At 41.7% G+C, this 18283-nt stretch carries 13 protein-coding genes, 5 tRNA genes and 3 rRNA genes; 17 read left to right on the top strand and 4 right to left on the bottom strand.

What is annotated here, in order from left to right; translation table 11 throughout:
* Positions 1-36: 36 nt before the first annotated feature.
* Positions 37-972, bottom strand: a complete 936-nt coding sequence (coaA, locus tag INP95_RS02130) for a type I pantothenate kinase (protein WP_005695046.1) — start codon at positions 970-972, stop codon at positions 37-39.
* Between the two features lie 214 nt (positions 973-1186).
* Here coaA and INP95_RS02125 point away from each other — a divergent pair.
* The 7 genes from INP95_RS02125 to crcB all read left to right on the top strand — a co-directional run bounded on the left by INP95_RS02125 (position 1187) and on the right by crcB (position 4233).
* A tRNA-Thr gene (locus INP95_RS02125) sits at positions 1187-1262 on the top strand.
* Between the two features lie 30 nt (positions 1263-1292).
* A tRNA-Tyr gene (locus tag INP95_RS02120) sits at positions 1293-1377 on the top strand.
* Positions 1378-1418: 41 nt separating this feature from the next.
* A tRNA-Gly gene (locus tag INP95_RS02115) sits at positions 1419-1493 on the top strand.
* Positions 1494-1496: 3 nt separating this feature from the next.
* A tRNA-Thr gene (locus INP95_RS02110) sits at positions 1497-1572 on the top strand.
* A gap of 104 nt (positions 1573-1676) precedes the next feature.
* Positions 1677-2861 carry an elongation factor Tu gene (gene tuf, locus INP95_RS02105; protein ID WP_197544004.1) on the top strand — a complete coding sequence of 395 codons (1185 nt, stop codon included), beginning with the start codon at positions 1677-1679 and terminating at the stop codon, positions 2859-2861.
* A 157-nt stretch (positions 2862-3018) separates the two neighbouring features.
* Positions 3019-3837 (top strand): Cof-type HAD-IIB family hydrolase, encoded by an 819-nt coding sequence (locus INP95_RS02100; RefSeq protein ID WP_197560805.1) that lies wholly within the window; start codon positions 3019-3021, stop codon positions 3835-3837.
* Complete coding sequence (gene crcB / locus INP95_RS02095) at positions 3838-4233, top strand: fluoride efflux transporter CrcB (protein ID WP_197560804.1); 396 nt, start codon at positions 3838-3840, stop codon at positions 4231-4233.
* Here the strand turns inward: crcB and recX are convergent.
* The 3 genes from recX to INP95_RS02080 all read right to left on the bottom strand — a co-directional run bounded on the left by recX (position 4208) and on the right by INP95_RS02080 (position 6763).
* Positions 4208-4660: a recombination regulator RecX gene (gene recX / locus INP95_RS02090; protein ID WP_197560803.1), complete on the bottom strand. Its 453-nt coding sequence runs from the start codon at positions 4658-4660 to the stop codon at positions 4208-4210. The two genes, crcB and recX, sit on opposite strands and share 26 nt — an antisense overlap.
* A gap of 68 nt (positions 4661-4728) precedes the next feature.
* Complete coding sequence (gene recA / locus INP95_RS02085) at positions 4729-5784, bottom strand: recombinase RecA (RefSeq protein ID WP_197560802.1); 1056 nt, start codon at positions 5782-5784, stop codon at positions 4729-4731.
* Between the two features lie 136 nt (positions 5785-5920).
* Positions 5921-6763 (bottom strand): patatin-like phospholipase family protein, encoded by an 843-nt coding sequence (locus tag INP95_RS02080; RefSeq protein ID WP_197560801.1) that lies wholly within the window; start codon positions 6761-6763, stop codon positions 5921-5923.
* A gap of 228 nt (positions 6764-6991) precedes the next feature.
* On the opposite strand from INP95_RS02080, the gene INP95_RS02075 reads away from it, so the two are divergent.
* The 10 genes from INP95_RS02075 to trkA all read left to right on the top strand — a co-directional run bounded on the left by INP95_RS02075 (position 6992) and on the right by trkA (position 18215).
* Positions 6992-7660: a TfoX/Sxy family DNA transformation protein gene (locus INP95_RS02075; protein WP_111388082.1), complete on the top strand. Its 669-nt coding sequence runs from the start codon at positions 6992-6994 to the stop codon at positions 7658-7660.
* 313 nt (positions 7661-7973) lie between these two features.
* A 16S ribosomal RNA gene (locus INP95_RS02070) occupies positions 7974-9513 on the top strand.
* 112 nt (positions 9514-9625) lie between these two features.
* Positions 9626-9701, top strand: a tRNA-Glu gene (locus tag INP95_RS02065).
* A 182-nt stretch (positions 9702-9883) separates the two neighbouring features.
* A 23S ribosomal RNA gene (locus INP95_RS02060) occupies positions 9884-12781 on the top strand.
* A 143-nt stretch (positions 12782-12924) separates the two neighbouring features.
* Positions 12925-13040: ribosomal RNA gene (gene rrf, locus INP95_RS02055) — 5S ribosomal RNA — on the top strand.
* Together the 16S, 23S and 5S rRNA genes with 1 tRNA gene alongside form the textbook arrangement of a ribosomal RNA operon.
* Positions 13041-13163: 123 nt before the next feature.
* The gene (gene def / locus INP95_RS02050) at positions 13164-13673 is read left to right on the top strand and encodes a peptide deformylase (protein ID WP_049384351.1); all 510 of its coding nucleotides are present in this window, start codon (positions 13164-13166) and stop codon (positions 13671-13673) included.
* A 59-nt stretch (positions 13674-13732) separates the two neighbouring features.
* Entirely contained in the window at positions 13733-14689 is a 957-nt protein-coding gene (gene fmt / locus INP95_RS02045) for a methionyl-tRNA formyltransferase (protein WP_049384350.1), read from the top strand.
* Entirely contained in the window at positions 14689-16026 is a 1338-nt protein-coding gene (gene rsmB / locus INP95_RS02040) for a 16S rRNA (cytosine(967)-C(5))-methyltransferase RsmB (RefSeq protein ID WP_197560800.1), read from the top strand. The genes fmt and rsmB overlap by 1 nt, the downstream gene beginning before the upstream one ends.
* Complete coding sequence (locus tag INP95_RS02035) at positions 16027-16842, top strand: glycosyltransferase family A protein (protein WP_197560799.1); 816 nt, start codon at positions 16027-16029, stop codon at positions 16840-16842.
* Complete coding sequence (gene trkA / locus INP95_RS02030; protein ID WP_197560798.1) at positions 16839-18215, top strand: Trk system potassium transporter TrkA; 1377 nt, start codon at positions 16839-16841, stop codon at positions 18213-18215. The genes INP95_RS02035 and trkA overlap by 4 nt, the downstream gene beginning before the upstream one ends.
* The last annotated feature ends 68 nt before the right edge of the window (positions 18216-18283 follow it).

Below are 18283 nucleotides of genomic sequence, written 5' to 3'. Positions count from 1 at the left end.
AGTGAGAAAAAGAGCGGTCAAATTGACCGCTCTTTTTTATTTTCTTAATTTCACTAACTCAACTTCGTGATTTTCACCTTTTCTAAGAATCAGATTAGCGCGTTCACGAGTTGGCAGAATGTTTTGTTTTAAATTCAATCCATTAATGTTATCCCAAATGTTGCTGGCTGTTTCAATGGCTTCTTGCTCAGAGAGATTCGCATAATGTTTAAAATAGGAATCTGGATTAGTGAAAGCACTTTGGCGGAATTTTAAAAATCGCTTGATGTACCATTCTTTAAGTAAATTCTCGTCAGCATCAACATAAATGGAGAAGTCCACAAAATCAGATACGAAGGTTTGATTCGCTTTATTTGAACCTGTTTGGAGAACATTTAACCCTTCTAAAATTAAAATATCCGGTTGATCGACAATATCAAATTTATCAGGAACGATATCGTAAGTCAGATGAGAATAAATAGGCGACTTTACCGATGGCTTGCCTGATTTGATATCAGCTAAAAAACGAATTAATTTGGCCGTATCATAAGAAATAGGGAAGCCTTTTTTCTGTAGCAAATCATCTTTTTTCAGTTTTTCTAATGGATACAGGAAACCATCGGTAGTGATTAAATCGACTTTTCGTTCAGTAGGCCAATGAGTTAGTAGCGATTGCAAAATACGTGCCGATGTACTTTTCCCAACCGCAACACTACCCGCGATACTAATGATGTAAGGGACTTTAGGGCTTTGTCCGCCAAGAAAACGATTCAAAACGGTTTGGCGGCGAAGGTTTTCGTCAATGTAATAGTTAATAAGACGTGCGAGTGGCAAGTAAATGGTGCTCACTTCATCGAGAGAAAGCTCTTCATTAAAACCTAAAAGTGGTTTGAGATCTTGCTCCGTTAATTTTAGCGGAACAGATTTTCTTAATTCAGCCCATTGCTGACGGCTAAAGTTCAGAAAGGGCGTTAGTTGTTCAGTAATTTCCACGGTGCTTTATATCTAGAGTGAAAAAAATTGGACAAAATATACCCTATAAATGCGTTGTGATCATCGTTTTTTATTAAAAGTGGTGACTTTTAAAGCAAGAATGAGGCTTTTTGCTTGTAAATTAGACGAATAGTTAAAAAAAACGCATTTTTCATAAAAAAAACTTGTCAGGCATAAAATTTTCCATATAATACGCCTCACTTGCTTACAACACGCCGACTTAGCTCAGTAGGTAGAGCAACTGACTTGTAATCAGTAGGTCACCAGTTCGATTCCGGTAGTCGGCACCATCCTTTAGTAAACAAGTATTCATTTAGCGTGGAGGGGTTCCCGAGCGGCCAAAGGGGGCAGACTGTAAATCTGTTGGCTCAGCCTTCGAAGGTTCGAATCCTTCTCCCTCCACCATTTTCTAAATGAATTCTGATGGGACAGATGAATTTAGGACTGCGGGCATCGTATAATGGCTATTACCTTAGCCTTCCAAGCTAATGATGCGGGTTCGATTCCCGCTGCCCGCTCCAAACGCTGATATAGCTCAGTTGGTAGAGCGCACCCTTGGTAAGGGTGAGGTCGGCGGTTCAAATCCGCCTATCAGCACCAGCCTTCCAAATTCCTCTTTCCTTTATTAAATAGTAATGATTTTATTGGTTAATGTGGTTTAATTTACCCATCGATAACCGTGTCTATTTAGAGGGACTCTTTAAATGTCTAAAGAAAAATTTGAACGTACAAAACCGCACGTAAACGTGGGTACAATCGGCCACGTTGACCACGGTAAAACAACTTTAACAGCAGCAATCACAACCGTATTAGCAAAACACTACGGTGGTGCAGCTCGTGCATTCGACCAAATCGATAACGCGCCAGAAGAAAAAGCGCGTGGTATCACCATCAACACATCACACGTTGAATACGATACTCCAACTCGTCACTATGCACACGTTGACTGCCCAGGACACGCGGACTATGTTAAAAACATGATTACCGGTGCGGCGCAAATGGACGGTGCTATCTTAGTAGTAGCAGCGACAGATGGTCCAATGCCACAAACTCGTGAGCACATCTTATTAGGTCGCCAAGTAGGTGTACCTTACATCATCGTATTCTTAAACAAATGCGACATGGTAGATGACGAAGAGTTATTAGAATTAGTAGAAATGGAAGTTCGTGAACTTCTTTCTCAATATGACTTCCCAGGTGACGATACTCCAATCGTACGTGGTTCTGCATTACAAGCATTAAACGGCGTTGCAGAATGGGAAGAAAAAATCCTTGAGTTAGCAAACCACTTAGATACTTACATTCCTGAGCCAGAGCGTGCAATTGACCAACCGTTCCTTCTTCCAATCGAAGACGTATTCTCAATTTCAGGTCGTGGTACAGTAGTAACAGGTCGTGTTGAGCGTGGTATCATCCGTACTGGTGATGAAGTTGAAATCGTTGGTATCAGACCAACAGCGAAAACCACTGTAACTGGTGTTGAAATGTTCCGTAAATTACTTGACGAAGGTCGTGCAGGTGAAAACATCGGTGCATTATTACGTGGTACAAAACGTGAAGAAATCGAACGTGGTCAAGTATTAGCGAAACCAGGTTCAATCACTCCACATACTGATTTCGAATCAGAAGTTTACGTATTATCAAAAGATGAAGGTGGTCGTCACACTCCATTCTTCAAAGGTTACCGTCCACAGTTCTATTTCCGTACAACTGACGTAACTGGTACAATCGAGTTACCAGAAGGCGTGGAAATGGTAATGCCTGGTGATAACATCAAAATGACAGTAAGCTTAATCCACCCAATCGCGATGGACCAAGGTTTACGTTTCGCAATCCGTGAAGGTGGCCGTACAGTAGGTGCTGGCGTTGTTGCGAAAATCATCAAGTAATTGATGTATTAACTGTAATAAGTTAGATTAAGAAGGCGTATCGAAAGATGCGCCTTTTTGTTTTTTATCAATGAATGTCGTTTTTATGATAGAAAGTGCGGTCAAAAATCGTGTTGTTTTGGTATGATACAGACTCATTTTTTATACAGGTGGTTTTATGCAACAACTTCCATTTAAAGCCGTTGTTTCTGATCTTGACGGTACATTACTCAATGCTAATCATGTAATTGGTGATTTTACAATTGAGATATTAAATAAATTAGAACAAAAAGGTGTAGATATTATTTTAGCAACGGGTCGTAATCATACAGATGTTGCTTCTATTTTAGATAAGATTGGTACGGAGCATGCTGTAATGATAACCTCTAATGGTGCGAGAGTACGCGACCTAAAAGGTAATCGTATTTATAGCAATAGTCTTCCTGAAGAAATTGTGCTTGAGTTGTATAAAATTCCTTTTGATCGCACCAAAATTTGTATCAATACTTATCAAGATGATGGTTGGTTTATCAATACAGATGTGCCTGAATTAGCAAAATATCATAAGGATTCAGGTTTTATGTACGAAGTTGTTGATTTTACAAAGCATCATGGAAGAGGAACTGAAAAAGTATTTTTTATTGCTCATGATCCTAAAGATCTAATCGAACTAGAAGATTACCTTAGAACACATTTCGGAGATAAAACCACAATTGTTTATTCAGCGGTAACTTGCTTAGAGGTGATGAACAAAAATGTATCGAAAGGTGATGCATTAGCTCATCTATTAGAAAATAGAAATTATGGATTAAAAGATTGTATTGCTTTTGGCGATGGCCAGAATGATGTTGAAATGCTTTCTTGGGTTGGTAAAGGTTATGTAATGGCAAATGCTGATTCTCGTTTAAAAGAAGCTTGTCCTGAACTGGAAGAGATCGGGTTCAATAAAGACGAAGCAGTGGCCAAACATTTAGCAGAAATTTTTGGTATTAAATAGATGTTCCAGTCAATTTTTCTGATTAGTGCCGGTGCAGCGATCGGAGCCTCTTTACGCTGGGGATTAGGTCTATGGCTTAATTCCCTGTTTAGTTCACTTGCATTTGGTACACTTGTGGCTAATTTTATTGGCTGCTTTTTGATGGGGATTTTACTAGCAGCCTTTTGGACCTTCCCTCAAGTCAGTCCTGAATGGCGATTATTCTTAGTGACTGGATTTCTTGGTGCGCTCACCACATTTTCCTCTTTTTCAGGCGAAGTGATTGAACTCTTTTTTAAAGAAGAATGGGGCAATGGATTGTTCGTTTTAGTGAGTCATTTAGTTGGTTGTTTAATCTTTACAGTATTAGGTATTTATTTCTTTAGGCTCATCAGTCTTCTATTCCATTTCCGATAAAATCGCTAAATTCTTCAGAATAAAATCCATGAGAAAGCATATACTGCCAAATTTTTTGTTTGCTTTTAATTGGTTGTGGTTCTGAATAATTAGGAAACTTTTTACGTAGAACCCTTTCTGCGATTTCAGTCCAATTAATTTCACTTTCTACAAGGACTTCATTTATGACGTCTGAAGACACACCTTTTAGTTGACGTAATTCTTGTTTAATACGATTTGCACCATATCCACGTTGCGAACGTGCATGTAAATAATTTTCAGTAAACCGTTTATCATTTTGCCAGTTTTTTTTCTGACAGTGAGCAATTGTTTCATCGATCTCATCTTCTGTAAAAGCTTTTTCCTGCATTTTATTGCGTAGTTCAAATTCGCTATATTCACGTCGAGCCAGTAAATTAACAACATAGCTCAAGGCAAGAGAAGACATATAAATTCCTTGTGGTTAAATACGGTTGAAATGAAAAGTGCGGTCAAAATTGACCGCACTTTTAGTGATTAGAAATCGCTTTCTGCATCATCATTAGATTGTTCAATATCAGCCATTAATGCTTGTTCTGGGTTAGCGACTAATTCAGCACGAAGTTTCGCTTCAAGTTCGTCTGATTTTGCAGGGTTTTCATTTAGCCATTTCATCGCATTAGCTTTACCTTGACCAATTTTTTCACCGTTATATGCATACCATGCACCGGATTTTTCAACAAGTTTGTGTTTAACACCAAGTTCAATTAATTCTCCAGCTTTGGAAATCCCTTCTCCGTAAAGAATTTGGAAATCCACTTGACGGAAAGGTGCGGCTAATTTGTTTTTAACCACTTTAACACGAGTTTCGTTACCAATGATTTCATCTCCATCTTTAACTGAACCAGTACGACGGATATCTAAACGCACAGAAGAGTAGAATTTTAGCGCGTTACCACCAGTTGTGGTTTCAGGGTTACCAAACATGACACCAATTTTCATGCGAATTTGGTTAATGAAGATAACAAGGCAGTTTGCATTTTTGATTTGACCAGTTAATTTACGTAGTGCTTGAGACATTAAACGCGCTTGTAAACCCATGTGTGAATCACCCATTTCGCCTTCAATTTCAGCTTTCGGAGTGAGAGCCGCAACAGAGTCCACAATGACCACATCTACGGCACCAGAACGAACTAATGCATCACAAATTTCAAGTGCTTGTTCACCATTATCAGGTTGGGAAACTAAAAGTTCTTTCACATCAACGCCAAGTTTTGCTGCATAAATAGGATCAAGTGCATGCTCCGCATCGATAAACGCACAAGTTTTACCCACTTTTTGAGCTTGAGCGATAACAGATAAAGTTAAGGTTGTTTTACCAGAAGATTCAGGTCCAAAAATTTCAACAATACGCCCCATTGGTAAACCACCAATACCAAGAGCGACATCAAGACCTAAAGAACCCGTTGAAACAGATTCAACATCAAGGGCTTGAGTATCGCCCAATTTCATAATTGAGCCTTTACCGAATTGCTTTTCAATTTGACCAAGTGCTGCCGCGAGTGCTTTTTGCTTTTCTTCTTGAGTTGCCATATAAAACCTTCTTGAATAGAGTTATCTAAATTTGGCTAGATTATATCTGTATTGATGTACAGTATCAAGAGAAAATTTTTTCCTTGATGAAAAAATGTGAACTAGATTCCAAACTTGAGAAATAGTTTATTTAAAATCAAATTTTTAAGTATTTTTTTAGATCTTGAATTTGTGCTTCGAGAATTTTTTCACCCAGTCCATATACAGTTCTTATTTTGGTTTCATCTCGTTCTAATCGACCTATATTGAGTGATACATTTGGACGAAGCACAAAGATTTTATTTTGTTTTTCTAAGCGAATGATTTCTTCTACTTGTTCATTATAAGTGCGGTAGCGATTTTCTAAGGTTTTAACTAAGTGTGGATAGTTGCGATAAAAAAGCTTGAATAAAAAAGAAGAAGATTTTGTTTTACGGTAGTCGATCGGTTGAGTTAAAACAACGATGATTTTATCACAACCGAGCTCTTGTGCTTTTTCAAATGGAATACTATCGGCAATTCCTCCATCTAGGTACTTTTGTCCATTAATTTCTACAAACTTTGAGACAAAAGGCATCGCTGAAGTTGCTCTGAAGTATTCCATTTCTTCGAAAACATTTTTGATTTTGAAATATTCAGCTTTACCGCTCTCGATGTTTGTGGCTGCTAAATAGAAATCAATGTGAGATTTCTCGAATTCATTTTGATCAAAAGGGTCGAGATTAAAGGGGAGATTATAAAAAGCGAAATCTTTATTGATAATATTACCCGTTGTAAAAAGACTATGAAATCCCATGTAACGTTTATCTTTAAGATATTTTAGGTTATATCTCAACGCTCTTTCTTTTTGGTTGGATGCATAATTGATGCCAAATAATGCACCTGCAGAAATGCCAATAATTTTATCTATTTGAATGTTTTGCTCCATGAGGGCATCAAGGACGCCTGCGGTAAACATACCTCTCATACCACCGCCCTCAAGAACGAGTCCTACTGTCATTTTTACTCCTAGAATTTGAAAAAATTTTAGTGGAATAAATATTAAACTATAAACTTATTTATATTTATCTTGTTGTTTATCAATAAATAAATTTTACATTTGCGATCTCTCTCACAAATTTGATTTTTTATATTCGTCACACTTAGTTGGTTATGATATAACTACTTTGAGAAGTACTTGTTGGTTTAGTCGTATGTGATTAACCCTTTGATAAGGAGGAGTTTTAAAATGAAAACTCTCATAATCCCAAATGATCATATCAGTAAAGTATGTAATTTGTTAAATCAACTCATTGGAGATGTGACAAGTAAAAATCTATTTACGGGATATGGCCTGTTTCATAAAGAGAAAGATATGTTTGCTGTTTGGACAAACAATAAGATTTACTTGCGTGCAAAACATGAGCTTTCGATAAAGCTAAAAGGATTAGGATGTAAACCTTTTGCAACAAATGAACTCAATAAACGCTTTGTGCTATCTGATTATTATGCTTTAACTGAAAGTATTTTAAAAGATAATGCTTTAATGAGAAACTTGCTTATTCTTTCTATTAGTCAAATAAGGAAGGAGAAACTTGATTCCGCCCTCTCTAAGATTGGACGGATTCGTGATTTACCGAATTTATCGGTTAAATATGAACGAGCATTAAAGAAAGTCGGCATTGATAGTGTCGATATTTTACGACAAATAGGTGCTGAAAATGCGATTGTTCGTTTGAAGAAAGCGGATATAGGGGCAACAGAGGCTTTTTATTGGCGGCTTCGAGGTGCTTTAGATAACCGTAATTGCGAGTTTTATACTGAAAAAGAGAAGGAAAGAGGCCTAAGTAAACTTAATGAAATACTTTCTGCAAATGGGTTTAGACGTTGTAAGCGGACCTTAAAAAAGGCTGAATAGCATTCATATAAAGGAGTTAACGCTTAAAAAATCGTCTATCGAAGAAATTTCTTAAAAAAGTGCTTGCGTGGATTTCAAAAATCCCTATAATGCACCCCACACAACGACGCGCTGTTGTGAAGCTTTAACAAAACCAGTGCGTCGTTGTTTTTTGCTCTTTAACAATATATCAGACAATCTGTGTGGGCACTTGTTGATTGACTTGTTTTAAAAATATTTTTTAATTTTGAAGTCTTAATAGGTGCTAACTAGAAATTCATAATACTTTTTAAGTAGTGACATTTTATGTCAGCAGTATTGAGCGATTGAACTTGAATTGAAGAGTTTGATCATGGCTCAGATTGAACGCTGGCGGCAGGCTTAACACATGCAAGTCGAACGGTAACATAAAGAAGCTTGCTTCTTTGATGACGAGTGGCGGACGGGTGAGTAATGCTTGGGAATCTAGCTTATGGAGGGGGATAACTACGGGAAACTGTAGCTAATACCGCGTAGAATCGAGAGATGAAAGTGTGGGACCTTCGGGCCACATGCCATAGGATGAGCCCAAGTGGGATTAGGTAGTTGGTGAGGTAAAGGCTCACCAAGCCGACGATCTCTAGCTGGTCTGAGAGGATGACCAGCCACACTGGGACTGAGACACGGCCCAGACTCCTACGGGAGGCAGCAGTGGGGAATATTGCGCAATGGGGGCAACCCTGACGCAGCCATGCCGCGTGAATGAAGAAGGCCTTCGGGTTGTAAAGTTCTTTCGGTAGCGAGGAAGGCATTTAGTTTAATAAACTAGGTGATTGACGTTAACTACAGAAGAAGCACCGGCTAACTCCGTGCCAGCAGCCGCGGTAATACGGAGGGTGCGAGCGTTAATCGGAATAACTGGGCGTAAAGGGCACGCAGGCGGTGACTTAAGTGAGGTGTGAAAGCCCCGGGCTTAACCTGGGAATTGCATTTCATACTGGGTCGCTAGAGTACTTTAGGGAGGGGTAGAATTCCACGTGTAGCGGTGAAATGCGTAGAGATGTGGAGGAATACCGAAGGCGAAGGCAGCCCCTTGGGAATGTACTGACGCTCATGTGCGAAAGCGTGGGGAGCAAACAGGATTAGATACCCTGGTAGTCCACGCTGTAAACGATGTCGATTTGGGGGTTGAGCTTTGAGCTTGGCGCCCGTAGCTAACGTGATAAATCGACCGCCTGGGGAGTACGGCCGCAAGGTTAAAACTCAAATGAATTGACGGGGGCCCGCACAAGCGGTGGAGCATGTGGTTTAATTCGATGCAACGCGAAGAACCTTACCTACTCTTGACATCCAGAGAACTTTCCAGAGATGGATTGGTGCCTTCGGGAACTCTGAGACAGGTGCTGCATGGCTGTCGTCAGCTCGTGTTGTGAAATGTTGGGTTAAGTCCCGCAACGAGCGCAACCCTTATCCTTTGTTGCCAGCGATTCGGTCGGGAACTCAAAGGAGACTGCCGGTGATAAACCGGAGGAAGGTGGGGATGACGTCAAGTCATCATGGCCCTTACGAGTAGGGCTACACACGTGCTACAATGGCGTATACAGAGGGAAGCGAGAGTGCGAGCTGGAGCGAATCTCACAAAGTACGTCTAAGTCCGGATTGGAGTCTGCAACTCGACTCCATGAAGTCGGAATCGCTAGTAATCGCAAATCAGAATGTTGCGGTGAATACGTTCCCGGGCCTTGTACACACCGCCCGTCACACCATGGGAGTGGGTTGTACCAGAAGTAGATAGCTTAACCTTCGGGGGGGCGTTTACCACGGTATGATTCATGACTGGGGTGAAGTCGTAACAAGGTAACCGTAGGGGAACCTGCGGTTGGATCACCTCCTTACCAAAAACGAGAGACAATAAGTGTCCACACAGATTGATTGATATATTGTAGAAAATGAATGAAGAGAGAAAAGTGCGTAAGCAAAATGTAAGATAGAGTATCTTTATTTGTTGTCCCCATCGTCTAGAGGCCTAGGACATCGCCCTTTCACGGCGGTAACCGGGGTTCGAATCCCCGTGGGGACGCCAAATAAAGATAACTTTATTATCTTCTGTTCTTTAACAACCAGGAAACAAGCTGAAAAACTGAAGAGACTTTCAAGTCCTTTTAAAGGATAAGAAAAAGTCTGAGTAAGAAAAAAATCTTGATTGAACAAAAGCAATCAAGTGTTTAGTTGAAAACACAACATCAAGAATTTTTGAGGTTGTATAGTTAAGTGACTAAGCGTACAAGGTGGATGCCTTGGCAATCAGAGGCGACGAAGGACGTGCTAATCTGCGAAAAGCTTGGATGAGTCGATAAGAGGCGTTTAATCCAAGATGTCCGAATGGGGAAACCCAGTAGATGAAGAATCTACTATCACTTACTGAATCCATAGGTAAGTGAGGCAAACCGGGAGAACTGAAACATCTAAGTACCCCGAGGAAAAGAAATCAACCGAGATTTCGTTAGTAGCGGCGAGCGAACGCGAAGGAGCCTGTTAGTGATAATGACAGAGACAGAGGAACAAGCTGGGAAGCTTGGCGATACAGGGTGATAGCCCCGTACTCGAAGTCCAGGTCATGGTACTAAGCTAACGACAAGTAGGGCGGGACACGTGATATCCTGTTTGAAGATGGGGGGACCATCCTCCAAGGCTAAATACTCCTGATTGACCGATAGTGAACCAGTACTGTGAAGGAAAGGCGAAAAGAACCCCGGTGAGGGGAGTGAAATAGAACCTGAAACCTTGTACGTACAAGCAGTGGGAGCCCTTTAAGGGTGACTGCGTACCTTTTGTATAATGGGTCAGCGACTTATATTTTGTAGCGAGGTTAACCGAATAGGGGAGCCGAAGGGAAACCGAGTCTTAACTGGGCGAATAGTTGCAAGGTATAGACCCGAAACCCGGTGATCTAGCCATGGGCAGGTTGAAGGTTGGGTAACACTAACTGGAGGACCGAACCGACTAATGTTGAAAAATTAGCGGATGACTTGTGGCTGGGGGTGAAAGGCCAATCAAACCGGGAGATAGCTGGTTCTCCCCGAAATCTATTTAGGTAGAGCCTTGAGCGGACACCTTCGGGGGTAGAGCACTGTTTCGGCTAGGGGTCCATCCCGGATTACCAACCCGATGCAAACTACGAATACCGAAGAGTGATACTCAGGAGACACACGGCGGGTGCTAACGTCCGTCGTGGAGAGGGAAACAACCCAGACCGCCAGCTAAGGTCCCAAAGTCTATATTAAGTGGGAAACGAAGTGGGAAGGCTTAGACAGCTAGGATGTTGGCTTAGAAGCAGCCATCATTTAAAGAAAGCGTAATAGCTCACTAGTCGAGTCGGCCTGCGCGGAAGATGTAACGGGGCTCAAATATAGCACCGAAGCTGCGGCATCAGACGAAAGTCTGTTGGGTAGGGGAGCGTTCTGTAAGCGGATGAAGGTGAATCGAGAGGTTTGCTGGACGTATCAGAAGTGCGAATGCTGACATAAGTAACGATAAAACGGGTGAAAAACCCGTTCGCCGGAAGACCAAGGGTTCCTGTCCAACGTTAATCGGGGCAGGGTGAGTCGGCCCCTAAGGCGAGGCTGAAAAGCGTAGTCGATGGGAAACGGGTTAATATTCCCGTACTTGGATAAACTGCGATGTGGGGACGGAGCAGGTTAGGTTATCGCACTGTTGGATATGTGCGTTTAAGTTGGTAGGTGAGAAGTTTAGGCAAATCCGGACTTCTTTAACACCGAGAGATGATGACGAGGCTCTACGGAGCTGAAGTAACCGATACCACACTTCCAGGAAAAGCCACTAAGCTTCAGGTTTATCTAAACCGTACTGAAAACCGACACAGGTGGTCAGGTAGAGAATACTCAGGCGCTTGAGAGAACTCGGGTGAAGGAACTAGGCAAAATAGCACCGTAACTTCGGGAGAAGGTGCGCCGGCGTAGATTGTAGTCCCTAGCGGGCGAAGGTTGAACCGGTCGAAGATACCAGCTGGCTGCAACTGTTTATTAAAAACACAGCACTCTGCAAACACGAAAGTGGACGTATAGGGTGTGATGCCTGCCCGGTGCTGGAAGGTTAATTGATGGTGTAATCGAAAGAGAAGCTCCTGATCGAAGCCCCAGTAAACGGCGGCCGTAACTATAACGGTCCTAAGGTAGCGAAATTCCTTGTCGGGTAAGTTCCGACCTGCACGAATGGCATAATGATGGCCAGGCTGTCTCCACCCGAGACTCAGTGAAATTGAAATCGCCGTGAAGATGCGGTGTACCCGCGGCTAGACGGAAAGACCCCGTGAACCTTTACTATAGCTTGACACTGAACATTGAATTTTGATGTGTAGGATAGGTGGGAGACTTAGAAGTAGTCACGCCAGTGATTATGGAGTCGACCTTGAAATACCACCCTTTAACGTTTGATGTTCTAACGAAGATTACGAAACGTGGTCTCGGACAGTGTCTGGTGGGTAGTTTGACTGGGGCGGTCTCCTCCCAAAGAGTAACGGAGGAGCACGAAGGTTTGCTAATGACGGTCGGACATCGTCAGGTTAGTGCAATGGTATAAGCAAGCTTAACTGCGAGACAGACAAGTCGAGCAGGTACGAAAGTAGGTCATAGTGATCCGGTGGTTCTGAATGGAAGGGCCATCGCTCAACGGATAAAAGGTACTCCGGGGATAACAGGCTGATACCGCCCAAGAGTTCATATCGACGGCGGTGTTTGGCACCTCGATGTCGGCTCATCACATCCTGGGGCTGAAGTAGGTCCCAAGGGTATGGCTGTTCGCCATTTAAAGTGGTACGCGAGCTGGGTTTAGAACGTCGTGAGACAGTTCGGTCCCTATCTGCCGTGGGCGTTGGAGAATTGATTGGGGCTGCTCCTAGTACGAGAGGACCGGAGTGGACGCACCACTGGTGTTCCGGTTGTGTCGCCAGACGCATTGCCGGGTAGCTAAGTGCGGAAGAGATAAGTGCTGAAAGCATCTAAGCACGAAACTTGCCAAGAGATGAGTTCTCCCTGTTTTTAAGACAGTAAGGGTTGTTTAAGACTAAGACGTAGATAGGTCTGGTGTGTAAGCGGTGCGAGCCGTTGAGCTAACAGATACTAATTGCCCGAGAGGCTTAACTATACAACGCTCAAGGGTTTTGGGTGTTGTAAGACGAAACTCAGAGACGAAAGAGAAAGTTTTGAAGTTTAATCAGCTTGTTTGGTTGTGAGACACTAGAGATAGTGAGAGCAGAAAGAGATAGAAGAAGTTATTAAAGGAATAATCCTGGCGGCGATAGAGCGGTGGTCCCACCTGACCCCATACCGAACTCAGAAGTGAAACGCCGATGCGCCGATGGTAGTGTGGGGTTTCCCCATGTGAGAGTAGGACACCGCCAGGTAGTGAATGTGAACCCCGAGCTAAATAGCTTGGGGTTTTTTGTTTATAGAGTTTTCAATATTTTAGCAAAGCGTTGATTCTATGATACAATCACCGCCGTAATTTTAATAAAACAAGAGAAAATATGACCGCACTTAATGTATTAATTTATCCAGATGATCACCTAAAGATTGTTTGTGAGCCAGTTGCTGAAGTCAATGATGACATTCGCAAAATTGTAGATGATATGTTTGATACGATGTACCAAGAAGAAGGCATTGGTCTTGCCGCTCCACAGGTAGATATCTTGCAGCGTATTATTACGATTGATATTGAAGGTGACAAACAAAATCAATTAGTGTTGATTAATCCAGAAATTTTGGCTTCTGAAGGTGAAACAGGCATTGAAGAAGGTTGTTTATCTATTCCTGGATTCCGGGCTTTAGTTCCTCGTAAAGAAAAAGTCACGGTAAAAGCGTTAGACCGTAATGGAAAAGAATTTACGCTTGATGCAGATGGTTTATTAGCGATCTGCATTCAACATGAGATCGATCATTTGAACGGTATTTTATTTGTGGATTATCTTTCACCGTTGAAACGTCAACGTATCAAAGAAAAATTAGTGAAATATAAAAAACAAATTGCAAAACAATAATCAAAAGTGCGGTATAAAATGACCGCACTTTTCCTATCAACGCCATAACGTAGAACATTATGAAACCATTGAATATCATCTTTGCCGGTACGCCGGACTTCGCAGCACAGCATCTTGCTGCACTCTTAAATTCACATCACAATATTATTGCTGTTTATACGCAGCCAGATAAACCGGCTGGTCGAGGTAAAAAATTACAGGCGAGTCCTGTAAAGCAATTAGCTGAACAGCATCAAATTCCTGTTTATCAACCAAAATCCTTACGTAAAGAAGACGCACAAGCAGAGCTTAAAGCGTTAAATGCTGATGTAATGGTTGTTGTTGCTTATGGTTTGATTTTACCTCAAGCAGTGTTGGATATGCCTCGTTTAGGTTGTTTAAATGTGCATGGTTCTCTCTTGCCACGTTGGCGTGGTGCTGCACCTATTCAGCGGTCTATTTGGGCAGGGGATCAACAAACCGGTGTGACGATTATGCAAATGGATGTGGGTTTGGATACTGGCGATATGTTACACAAAGTGTATTGCGATATTGATGCACAAGAAACCTCAACCTCGCTTTACCATAAATTAGCTGAAATTGCGCCAGCTGCATTGATTGATGTTTTGGATCATTTGGAAGAAGGGAAATTCACTGCAGAAAAACAAGATGATAGCCAAAGTAACTATGCAGAGAAACTTTCCAAAGAAGAGGCTAAATTAGATTGGTCGCTATCGGCAGCCCAGCTTGAACGCAATATTCGCGCGTTTAATCCTTGGCCGATTAGTTTCCTACAATTAACTGATGAGCAGGGTAATGAACAAACCTTAAAAGTTTATGCTGCAGCCGTGTTGCCACATGTAGATAAACCAGCTGGGACGATTTTAAGTGTCGATAAAAAAGGTATCCAAATTGCCACGAAAGAAGGCGTTTTAAATTTATTGCAACTTCAGCCCGCAGGCAAGAAACCTATGTCTGTGCAAGACTTCCTCAATGGTCGAGCAGATTGGTTCCAGGTTGGTAAGGTTCTAAACTAATGGTATTTCAACGAAAAAAAACGGAAAAATCGACCGCACTTTCGGTACGCGCTATTGCTGCTCAAGTGATTTTACAGGTTTTAGATCAAGGTAAGTCCTTATCAACGTTGCTTCCTGAAGTGCAATCGCAGGTAAAACCACAGGATTTACCTTTATTACAGGAAATCACCTTTGGTATTTGTCGCGTATTACCTCGTTTAGAAAATATTATAAAAAAACTATTAGATAAGCCATTGAAGGGTAAGACCCGTATTGTACATTGCTTGTTATTAGTAGGATTGTACCAATTACTTTATATGCGTGTGCCCGCTCATGCTGCAGTGGATGAAGTAGTGAATGCCACAAAATCATTAAAATCGGACAGTTTCCGTGGTTTAGTTAACGGTGTATTGCGTCGTTTCTTACGGGAGCAAGAGGATATTCTTGCTGTAGTCGATAAGCATTGGCAAACGCTTCATCCTGAATGGTTTGTGAATAAACTCAAAAAAGCTTATCCGAATTGGCGTGAAATTATTGAGGCGAATAACCAAAAGCCACCAATGTGGTTACGGGTCAATCAACAGCAAAATAACACGAAAACTTACCGCACTTTGTTGGAAAAGCAAGAGATAGCAGCATTTGAATGTGATAATCCACATGCTCTGCGCTTAGCTCAACCACTTTCTGTCTCAAAACTACCAAATTTTGAACAAGGCGCAGTGACAGTTCAGGATCTCAATGCCCAATGGTCTGCTTTATTGCTTGAGCCACAAAATGGTGAATTAATTTTAGATGCTTGCGCGGCGCCAGGTGGGAAAACTACGCATATTTTAGAAATGGCGCCACAAGCGAAAGTGATTGCGCTTGATGTCGAGGCTCATCGCTTAAGACGTGTTGAAGAAAATCTTGCCCGTTTGAATCAGCAGGCGACAATTGTTTGTGGTGATGCGACCGAGCCAGAAAAGTGGCTCTCAGAAATAGGTTTAAGTGGAGCATCCTTTGATCGTATTTTATTAGATGCACCTTGCTCAGCAACGGGCGTGATTCGTCGTCATCCAGATATTAAATGGTTACGTCAAGAAACAGATATTGCTCAATTGGTTGCTTTGCAAGGACAAATTCTAAAAGCGCTGTGGGCAAAATTAAAACCTAATGGTATTTTGCTTTATGCGACTTGCTCGGTGCTTCCTGATGAGAACAGTCAGCAAATACAGCATTTTTTAGCTGAAACACCCGATGCAGAATTAATGCCATTGCCGTTTGAACAAACGGAAAATACGATTGGAATCCAATTCCTGCCACAAGAGAATGGCGGTGATGGGTTCTATTATGCAAAATTGAGAAAACGGTCGGCTTAAATGAATTTGCCTTTAATTGATGTCGTCATTCCTTGCTATAACACTGAACACACGCTTGTTCGTGCAGTAGAGTCTGTGTTGCAGCAAAATAATCTTGGTCACCTTTGGCTGATTGATGATGCATCGACAGATAATACATTTGCATTAGCCTTACAGCTTGCAGAACAATATCCTGACAGAATCTCTATCGAGCAAATGCCGAAAAATAGTGGTGTTGCAATGGCTCGAAATTGGGGTGCGATGCTCTCGGCTAAAAGTGCGGTCGATTTTGTCGCGTTTTTAGATGCAGATGATGCATATGAACCTGGTGCATTAGAAGTAGCTGCGGCAACCTTTCATTTTCAGCCAGATACTTCAGTCGTGAGATTAGCATTAAAACCGATAAATTTAGCCCAACGTTATGCGGAACACCCTAATTTTGATCAGGCATGGCAATATATGCGCATGACCTGCGGGGGAAATATCGTTTTCAATAAAGCTTTTTTCTTAGCGTGTGGCGGATTTCCAACACATCAATTATTCCGAGAGCTCGGCGGTGAAGATGGAGCCTTGGGCATTGCAACCACTAAAACGGCAAAAGTGGCGACCTTATTTGAAGATGTGGGTGTGTTGCATTTTTGTCGTGAAGGCATGCATGCGGAGCGTTTACTCGATGGCCTGTTATTTAGTAAACAAGATCCAGCGATTACAGCCGAAAAAATGGCAGAAGCTGAACAAGTCACATCGACTATTTGTCGCCGTATTGAGGCATTAAAGTGCGGTCTAAATTCAGCTGAAATTGGCATCCGACCTTTGGTTGTGGAGAGAACAGAATGAAAATAATCATCTTAGGTGCAGGGCAAGTAGGCACAACACTTGCGGCAAATTTAGTGAGTGAAGATAACGACATCACACTGGTAGATAATGAATCTCAACATTTGCAGAATTTGCAAGATAAGCATGATTTACGTGTGGTTAAAGGTTCGCCTTCTTCACCCAAGATTTTACGAGATGCTGGGGCAGCAGATGCAGACTTGATGGTTGCCGTAACCGCATCTGATGAAACTAATATGATTGCTTGCCAGTTGGGATATACACTTTTCAACACACCAACCCGTATTGCACGTATTCGTAATGCGGAATATTTGCGTGAGAAAGATAAATTATTTAATGATGAAAACGTACCAATCGATCATCTGATTTCGCCAGAGAATTTAGTTACAGATGAGATTACACGCTTAATTGCTTATCCAGGTGCGTTGCAAGTGGCGCATTTTGCCAATAATCGAATTAGCATTGTGATCGTAAAAGCGTATTACGGCGGTCCATTAGTAGGCTATGCGTTATCCGCTTTTAAAGAGCATATGCCACATATTGATTGCCGTATCATTTCAATTTTACGTAATGATAAATTAATTCGCCCGCAAGGTTCGACCATTATTGAGGCGGGAGACGAAATTACCTTCATTTGTGCGACAGAGCACATTAAAGCGGTGATGAGTGAGTTGCAACGCCTTGAGAAAACCTACAAGCGTATCATGATTGTTGGCAGCGGGAATATTGCCTCAGGTGTAGCAAAACAGCTAGAAGATAAGTATCAAGTAAAACTCATTGAGCGTGATGGAGAAAAAGCGAAAGTTTTAGCAGAAAGACTCTCTAAAACCCTGGTTTTCCATGGTGATGCTTCTGATCAAAATTTACTTTTTGAAGAGCATATTGAGAGCGTTGATGTCTTTTTATCTCTAAGTGCGGATGATGAAGCCAATATTATGTCGGCGTTACTGGCAAAACGCCTAGGGGCTAAAAAAGCCATGGTGCTTATTCAACGAATGGCATATATCAATTTGATTCAGGGCGGAACCATTGATATTGCGGTTTCACCACAACAAGCGACAATCTCAGCGTTATTAGGCCATGTACGTAAAGGGGATATCAAAAATGTGGCCTCTTTGCGTCATGGTACTGCAGAAGCCATTGAACTTGTTGTACATGGCGATGCGACAACATCCAATGTGGTAGGAAGACAAATTGGCGATATTAAGCTGCCTGTAGGGGCGATGATTGCGGCAATTTTACGTAAAAATGAAGTAATCATTGCTCGTCGTCAGGTTGTTATTGAAGAAGGCGATAATGTGATTGTTTATATTAATGACAAGAAATCTGTGTCAGAAATTGAAAAATTATTCCAACCAAGTGCATTTTTTATTTAAATAACAGTTTACTTTTTAATCTGAAAACCTATAATACGCACTCTTTTAATTTTTTAAACCAACACAAA

Origin of the sequence: Haemophilus parainfluenzae, from assembly GCF_014931375.1 — a bacterium.
In the GTDB taxonomy this organism is placed as follows: Bacteria; Pseudomonadota; Gammaproteobacteria; order Enterobacterales; family Pasteurellaceae; genus Haemophilus_D.
This window is presented reverse-complemented; position numbering and strand designations above follow the sequence as displayed.

What these genes read in the sequence shown, in the direction of transcription:
- tuf (WP_197544004.1), top strand. Translation starts at nt 1,677, where the DNA reads ATGTCTAAAGAAAAATTTGAACGTACAAAACCGCACGTAAACGTGGGT.
- INP95_RS02100 (WP_197560805.1), top strand. Translation starts at nt 3,019, where the DNA reads ATGCAACAACTTCCATTTAAAGCCGTTGTTTCTGATCTTGACGGTACA.
- crcB (WP_197560804.1), top strand. Translation starts at nt 3,838, where the DNA reads ATGTTCCAGTCAATTTTTCTGATTAGTGCCGGTGCAGCGATCGGAGCC.
- recX (WP_197560803.1), bottom strand. Translation starts at nt 4,660, where the DNA reads ATGTCTTCTCTTGCCTTGAGCTATGTTGTTAATTTACTGGCTCGACGT.
- recA (WP_197560802.1), bottom strand. Translation starts at nt 5,784, where the DNA reads ATGGCAACTCAAGAAGAAAAGCAAAAAGCACTCGCGGCAGCACTTGGT.
- INP95_RS02080 (WP_197560801.1), bottom strand. Translation starts at nt 6,763, where the DNA reads ATGACAGTAGGACTCGTTCTTGAGGGCGGTGGTATGAGAGGTATGTTT.
- INP95_RS02075 (WP_111388082.1), top strand. Translation starts at nt 6,992, where the DNA reads ATGAAAACTCTCATAATCCCAAATGATCATATCAGTAAAGTATGTAAT.
- def (WP_049384351.1), top strand. Translation starts at nt 13,164, where the DNA reads ATGACCGCACTTAATGTATTAATTTATCCAGATGATCACCTAAAGATT.
- fmt (WP_049384350.1), top strand. Translation starts at nt 13,733, where the DNA reads ATGAAACCATTGAATATCATCTTTGCCGGTACGCCGGACTTCGCAGCA.
- rsmB (WP_197560800.1), top strand. Translation starts at nt 14,689, where the DNA reads ATGGTATTTCAACGAAAAAAAACGGAAAAATCGACCGCACTTTCGGTA.
- INP95_RS02035 (WP_197560799.1), top strand. Translation starts at nt 16,027, where the DNA reads ATGAATTTGCCTTTAATTGATGTCGTCATTCCTTGCTATAACACTGAA.
- trkA (WP_197560798.1), top strand. Translation starts at nt 16,839, where the DNA reads ATGAAAATAATCATCTTAGGTGCAGGGCAAGTAGGCACAACACTTGCG.